Source organism: Microcystis sp. LEGE 08355 (assembly GCF_015207185.1).
GTDB classification, from domain to species: Bacteria; Cyanobacteriota; Cyanobacteriia; order Cyanobacteriales; family Microcystaceae; genus Microcystis; species Microcystis panniformis.
Window position 1 is genome coordinate 1 of sequence record NZ_JADEXI010000306.1, and the last position, 5,648, is coordinate 5,648.

Consider the following 5,648-nt stretch of genomic DNA (forward strand, 5'->3'; position numbering starts at 1 on the left):
GAGGATTTAAACACATCGGGAATGGTTAAAAATCGCAAGTTATCCCGTGCCATATCAGACTTAGGATGGCGTTCTTTCCGAGATATGCTATCGGCAAAATCTGACAAATATGGGCGTGATTTTCGGATAATTTCCCGATGGGAGCCAACGTCTCAGAGATGTTCCTGTTGTGGGAATATCGGCGGTAAGAAAGCGTTAAATATCCGTGAGTGGGAATGTCTTTTTTGTGGGACTTTCCATGATCGAGACGTGAACGCCGCAATTAATATTAAGGTCGCCGGTGGGCAATCGGAGACTTTAAACGGGCGTGGAGGAAAGCGTGAGACTACTGCTAAGGTAGCGGCATCCCGTGAAGCGTCAACCCAGCGGTCGGTCGTTCAATTAAGTTTGTTCGATCTGTAGGGAATCACCGTCCGTTTACGGCGGTGAGGATGTCAATGCGACTTAATCATAAAGTGCGGAATGTGGGTCTTAAGATAGACAACAGAATTTATGTCCGACTACTTAGAACAGATTTTCAGTCAGTTTGAAGATAATCTGTTTATTCCCTTTGCCGACCCCATCCGCTATTTAACCGGAACAGTCGAACATTGTTGATTACTGGTTACTAATCACTGATCACTGAAAAGACTCCCCAACACCCATCTCACTGCCGGGAAAATCGCTATAGAATAGAGAGAAAAAAGAATTGCGAGGAAAAAACTCTGTCTTTTAACCCGATTGTCATTCCCCCTTCCCCGGAAAATCCCGCTCGCTATCTAGTGATCATGCTGCACGGTTGGGGTGCTGATGCCATGGATCTGGCCCCCCTTGCATCGATGCTGGATCTGGCTGATTGTCAATTTTTGTTTCCTAATGCTCCCTTCGATCATCCCCAAGTGCCAGGGGGACGCGCCTGGTATGCGTTAGAAACCTCCGATTATCAAGGTTTAGTCGCTAGTCGTCAACAGTTGCACGATTGGATTATTTCCCTAGAAGCAACTACCGGTATTCCCCTAGAGCGGACTTTTTTGACTGGTTTTTCCCAAGGGGGAGCGATGACGCTGGATGTGGGTTTATCCTTACCCTTGGCGGGATTGGGTTCCTTGAGTGGTTATCTGCACAGTGAACCCCATCCCCAAGGACCACAAAATGTCTTAATTGTTCATGGTAAGCAGGATACCGTCGTTCCTATCGCTGCCGCTCGTCAAGCCAGGGATTTACTGCTTGGTTTGGGGGTTAACGTCGAATATCACGAGTTAAATATGGGCCACGAAATCCCGATTCCGGCGCTGACTATATTACGCCAATTCCTCCGCAATCGTCTGGAAACCGCATGAATAATGCTCGTCAGCTGGCTTTGCTGATTTTACGCGATATCGATCGCTCCTCCGCCTATCCCGATCGCGCTCTTGATCGCCATTTGTCCGCTAGTGCCTTAAATTGTCTTGACAAAGCCTTGACAACGGAGATTGTTTATGGTATAATACGCCGACAAAGAACTTTGGATGCGCTGCTCGATCGCCTGGGGAAAAAAACCGCAGCCCAGCAACCCCCGGATTTACGGCGAATTCTCCATATTGGTCTTTATCAACTGCGTTATCTCTCCCAGATTCCCCCATCAGCGGCGGTGAATACGGCGGTAGAATTAACTAAAATCAGTCATTTAGGCAAATTAGCGGCGGTGGTTAACGGAATGCTGCGGCAATATCTCCGTTTAACTGCTAATGGCGATGATCCTTTAATTTTGCCAGAAAATACCGCTTCTAGATTGGGTATTCTCCACAGTTTCCCCGATTGGTTGGTGCAATTGTGGTTAGATCGCTTTAGTGTTACGGAAACGGAACAACTGTGTCAATGGTTTAATCGCTCTCCTGACCTCGATATTCGGATTAATCCCCTGAAAACTAGCCGAGAAGCCCTAGAAAATGAGTTAGAATCAGCCAATATAACTTTTAATTATCTTAAGTTACCTCTAGCTTGCCGTTTAACCTCTGGTTTAGGCAATATTGAGCGTTTAGAGGGATTTCGAGCCGGAAATTACACCCTACAGGATATTAGCGCCCAATTAGTCACTTATCTGCTCGATCCCCAGCCCGGAGAGACAATTATCGACGCTTGCGCGGCACCGGGGGGAAAAACCACTCATATTGCCGAATTAATGGGCGATCGAGGTAGAATATTAGCCTGTGATCAAACGGCATCCCGTTTACGACAGTTAGAAGCCAATATTAAAAGATTAGACTTAAAAGCGATCAAAATACATCTAGGGGATAGTCGCGATCGTCCCCAGTGGTGCGGCATCGCTGATCGTGTACTAATCGATGCTCCCTGTTCAGGATTGGGAACCCTGCACAAGCGTCCTGATATACGTTGGCGACAAACACCAGAAAATTTACCTGTACTAGCTAAACGACAGGGGGAACTTTTAGCCTCGGCTGCCACTTGGGTAAAACCGAAGGGAATCTTAGTTTATGCCACCTGTACCTTAAATCCGTTAGAAAATGAAAGAGTGATCGAGCAGTTTTTAGCGGCTCATCCCGATTGGAAAATGGCCCCTCCTGACTCTAATTCATGCTTCTCAGAATACTATACAGAAACGGGAGCGATCGAAGTGTTACCCCATCGACATAATCAAGACGGTTTTTTTATGGCTAAGTTAGTCAAGGAAGTGTGAGATGAAAAATAAACAATTACTGAAAATTCTCATCGGTGTTGCCTGGATTGATGGTGTGATTCAACCATCAGAAAGAAGCTATTTACGACAGGTAGCTGTGAGGGAAAAACTTGATGATGATCCAGAGATTAAACCATTATTATCGGAACTAAAACCAGTTAAAACCAGTGAATGTTATCGATGGTTAGAGTCCTATTTAGGGGATAATCCTAGTCCAGAAACCTATCAAGATCTACTAACATCGATTAGCACTTTAATATATAGCGATGACGACGTGGACGTACAGGAAGCAAAATTATTAACCAAAGTGCAGAGTCTTGATCCGACTCACGATAGCCATCGATCAATGTTAGATAAATTAGTGACGGGAATCCAGAAATTGTACCACAAAGCAATTACTGAAAGTAATTAAGGTCTGCTGAAAAAGTTTTTCCTGGGGGTAGGAGTCAGTAGCCGGTCGTCAGGAGTCGGTCGTTTTAGGCTTTGTTGCCCTTGTTTTTTGTACCAAGCGATGTACTACAAGAAGGATAATGCAAGGTTTTTGAACGTCCCAATCCTATTTTCTTGCACTAACATCGGACTTTAACAGGTCAAAAGCTTTATTTTAAAAGGGTTTTACCATTATTCAGCAAACCCTAATTAACTACGACAATTTTTGATTTTTACGAGAGGTCTAATGAGTTAGCCATTGGGCCGTAGTCACCACAAAAATTCCGCCAGCTTTTTTTAAAATAGGCCGAATTTTATCGATCAGACGATTAAGTTGTTCGTCACTATTACAAACCGTCATAATGTAGCTACCACTGTAATCACAATCGAAGTCATCACAGGATAAACCTCGATCGCCTTTTCCCGAAGCATTGCCAAAGACGGTATAACCGGAAACTCCGACAACATCAAGAACGCTTAAGGTTTCTTCCAGAAAAGCATGACTAACAATTATGTCCACTTTTTTGACAATTTGTAGGGAAGGATGAGGGGATTCAAGCATGGTAGTTAAGTACAAAAAGGGACAAGTGAAAGAGAACAATTTTGACAGGAATTATTCAAAACCCGCCGGGCTTTTTAGACTCCACAGCCAATGATTTTGATCATCTCTAGGTACAGAGGAATACCGATGATGATATTGAAAGGAAAAGTTAAAGCCAAGGCCATAGAAACGTATAAACTAGGATTCGCTTCGGGAACAGTCATTCTCATGGCCGCAGGAACAGCAATATAAGAGGCACTGGCACACAAAACAGCGAATAATAAAGCATTGCCCTGTTCAAATCCGAGAACCTTAGCAATGAGAATCCCCACCATAGCATTGATGACGGGAATGAACACCGAGAAACCGATGAGAAAAGAACCAGTTTTGCCTAATTCTCGAATTCTTTTCGCAGCCACTAATCCCATATCCAGGAGAAAGAAAGTTAAAGCACCATAAAAAATCTCTTGGGTGAAAGGTTGTAATTTTTCCCAGCCTTTTTCCCCCGTCAGCATACCAATAATAACACTACCGACTAAGAGAAATACCGAGCCATTTAAAAAGGCTTCATGTAGAACCTTTGACCAAGAAAACGCTTCTTCTTCGCCATTTTTCTCTTTAAAGACTCGCACCAGGATTAAACCCACTACAATTGCCGGCGATTCCATTAAAGCTAAGGCCGCTACCATGTGACCGCCATAGGAAATATGAAGTTTTTCTAAAAAAGAACTGGCGGTGATGAAAGTAACGGCACTAATGGAACCATAGGCGGCTGCGATCGCTGCTGCATTGGCACTATCGAGTTTAATTTTCAGGATAAAGAAAGTGTAAATGGGAACGATGCAAGCCATAACCACAGAGGCAATCAAAGTTAAAGCAATTTGGTTATTGATGCCACTTTCCGCTAGTTCATAACCTCCCTTGAAACCAATCGCCATCAACAGATAGAGAGAAAAGAGTTTAGGCAGTGGTTGGGGAATCTCTAGGTCGGATTTAAAAAATACTGCCAGCATTCCTAAGAAAAAGAACAAAACCGGCGGATTGAGAATATTGAACAGGATTAAGCTGCCATCCATAGGTTTGCGTACATTGAGTTATTTCAATCTATACTATTCGATTTTGAGAATACTGGGGAAATGTTAAGTAGTCGTGCAAAATTAATTTCCTAGTCGAGACTCCGAGACTCCGAGACTCCGAGACTCCGAGACTCCGAGACGGGAGATGAACGTAGGTTGGGCTTCGGCCGTGAGCTTTTGCCGAACGGTTGAAGCATGAAACCCAACGCCCGATTATGTTACGCTACCGCTAACCCATCCTACAAATAATTGTGCCTCCCTACTTAAGATGGGTGATGTTTCAGTGATCAGTGATCACTGATCTTGAAGCCGTCAGCTTTTCTCCCCTCTCCCCTCTCCCTTTTCCCCCTCTACAGTAGACCTTTTGTAAAAACCAAAAATTGTTGCTAGGGTTAGGAGTCAGTAGTCAGTAGTCAGGAGAATTAAAAATGAATAATAATCAGTTAAATGGTCTATTTACACACTTTATGCCATTTAATCCTTATTTTTGCCGTTTTTGAACCCTGAAAAATTAATTATGCAAGAGGTTTAATAATTACTCGCAGCCAGAAATACGTTGGTTACTATCATACTTTGTGCTTTTTGTCAAAAAAACTTTTTTTTTGCAATAAAACTACACAAAAAAAAGATCATCGTTGTGGGTGAAATTGACTGATTTACCCGTTTTAATTAGGATCACCTTCTAGGTGTGGCAAGGGTTTCAATCATTGCTGCCCAAAAAAGCACAAAACAACCCATTATGAAATTCTATCAAATCGCTGTACCCATGATAACGTCGTTGTTAAATAAAAATCTTTCTCAATTAATTCTTAAGAATTTATAAATATTGCGAAATGTTAATTTAAATATTCTCAAGTTTTTGGAGTCAATAAATAATTTTTGCTTATCTTTGTCGAACATTGGGTTAGAAGTCAGGAGTCAGGAGACAGGGGACAGGAGACAGGAG

Annotated in this window: 6 protein-coding genes; 4 read left to right on the top strand and 2 right to left on the bottom strand. The window is 43.0% G+C overall.

What is annotated here, in order from left to right:
• From IQ242_RS15385 to IQ242_RS15400, 4 genes are all read left to right on the top strand, one after another.
• On the top strand, window positions 1–402 hold a 402-nt coding region (locus tag IQ242_RS15385; RefSeq protein ID WP_193960559.1), incomplete at its 5' end, for an RNA-guided endonuclease TnpB family protein.
• A gap of 323 nt (window positions 403–725) precedes the next feature.
• Window positions 726–1,319: an alpha/beta hydrolase gene (locus tag IQ242_RS15390; protein ID WP_370583009.1), complete on the top strand. Its 594-nt coding sequence runs from the start codon at window positions 726–728 to the stop codon at window positions 1,317–1,319.
• Window positions 1,316–2,656 carry a 16S rRNA (cytosine(967)-C(5))-methyltransferase gene (locus IQ242_RS15395; protein WP_193960560.1) on the top strand — a complete coding sequence of 447 codons (1,341 nt, stop codon included), beginning with the start codon at window positions 1,316–1,318 and terminating at the stop codon, window positions 2,654–2,656. The genes IQ242_RS15390 and IQ242_RS15395 overlap by 4 nt, the downstream gene beginning before the upstream one ends.
• Before the next feature lies 1 nt (window position 2,657).
• Window positions 2,658–3,068, top strand: coding sequence for a TerB family tellurite resistance protein (locus IQ242_RS15400; RefSeq protein ID WP_193960561.1), 411 nt, complete (start codon window positions 2,658–2,660; stop codon window positions 3,066–3,068).
• 261 nt (window positions 3,069–3,329) lie between these two features.
• On the opposite strand, the gene IQ242_RS15405 is transcribed toward IQ242_RS15400, so the two are convergent.
• Window positions 3,330–3,647: a transcriptional regulator gene (locus tag IQ242_RS15405; RefSeq protein WP_193960562.1), complete on the bottom strand. Its 318-nt coding sequence runs from the start codon at window positions 3,645–3,647 to the stop codon at window positions 3,330–3,332.
• Between the two features lie 74 nt (window positions 3,648–3,721).
• Window positions 3,722–4,702 (bottom strand): sodium-dependent bicarbonate transport family permease, encoded by a 981-nt coding sequence (locus IQ242_RS15410; protein WP_193960563.1) that lies wholly within the window; start codon window positions 4,700–4,702, stop codon window positions 3,722–3,724.
• Window positions 4,703–5,648: the final 946 nt, after the last annotated feature.

Excerpts from the sequence above, each read along its gene's own strand:
- IQ242_RS15395 (WP_193960560.1), top strand. The coding sequence starts at position 1,316 with ATGAATAATGCTCGTCAGCTGGCTTTGCTGATTTTACGCGATATCGAT.
- IQ242_RS15400 (WP_193960561.1), top strand. The coding sequence starts at position 2,658 with ATGAAAAATAAACAATTACTGAAAATTCTCATCGGTGTTGCCTGGATT.
- IQ242_RS15405 (WP_193960562.1), bottom strand. The coding sequence starts at position 3,647 with ATGCTTGAATCCCCTCATCCTTCCCTACAAATTGTCAAAAAAGTGGAC.
- IQ242_RS15410 (WP_193960563.1), bottom strand. The coding sequence starts at position 4,702 with ATGGATGGCAGCTTAATCCTGTTCAATATTCTCAATCCGCCGGTTTTG.